Raw genomic sequence first — 886 nt, 5'->3', positions numbered from 1 at the left:
GGGCGGTCCAGGTTGGCGTAGTCGAACATGAGGGACGAGTAGTCCGTCACCAGCGCGTCCGCCGCGAGCAGCACCTCCGCCGTGTCCGGCTCGTCGGTGGCGTCCACCACGACCCCGCGCCGGGCCAGCTCCGCGAGCCCCATCCCGCGCGCCGGACCGGCCGCGAGCGTCGGATGCAGCCGGACCACGAGCGTGTGCCCCGCGCCCAGACCGGCCGCGAGGCGGGCCAGGTCCAGACGGTCCACCTGGCCGCTGCGCTGATAGTCCCGCCGGGTCGGGGCGTACAGCACCACCGTGTGGTCCGCCGGAATGCCGTGCCGCAGCCGGAAGTCCGCGCCGCGCAGCGCCCCCGAGCGCACCAGCACGTCGTTGCGCGGACTGCCGGTGCGCGCCGAGGCGAAATGGCAGGGGTACGCCCGCTCCCACACCAGCTCCGCGTACCGGCTCGCGACCAGGCTGTGGTCCCAGCGGTCGGCGCGGCGCAGCATCCTCGGCACGTCGAAGCCGAGCCGGGCTCCCGGCCGGTCCAGCAGATCGGCGCCCACGTACTTCAGCGGGGTGCACTGGTGGGTGTGGATGTGCACGGCACCGGGCCGCTTGGCCAGCTCGCCGGGCCAGTTGACGTCGTTGACGAAGAACTTGGCGCGCGCGGTGACCTCGCCGTAGCGCCGCGAGCCCAGCAGGACGTACTCGGTGCCCTCCGGCAGCCCGGCCGCCGTCTCCTCGTCCCGGACCACCCACACCCCGCGCAGCCGGGGCGCGATCTCCTCGGCCGCGCGGTACACCGCCGCCGGGTCGCCGAGCATCCCCCGGTGCGAGGACGCCGAGTAGACCACCAGGTCGTGATCGAGCGGGCGCCGCGCGTGCAGCGCCGTCCAGCCGCGCC

General features: G+C 75.2%; 1 protein-coding gene. It reads right to left on the bottom strand.

Annotation, left to right across the window (positions count from 1 at the left end; translation table 11 throughout):
- Positions 1 to 886: CDP-glycerol glycerophosphotransferase family protein (locus GTW40_RS11980; protein ID WP_202485757.1), on the bottom strand; the 886-nt coding region annotated here is incomplete at both ends.

Source organism: Streptomyces sp. SID4985, from assembly GCF_009863025.1.
Taxonomy (GTDB): domain Bacteria; phylum Actinomycetota; class Actinomycetes; order Streptomycetales; family Streptomycetaceae; genus Streptomyces.
The sequence above is the reverse complement of the archived record's forward strand: the minus strand, read 5'-3'. Positions and strand labels throughout refer to the sequence as shown.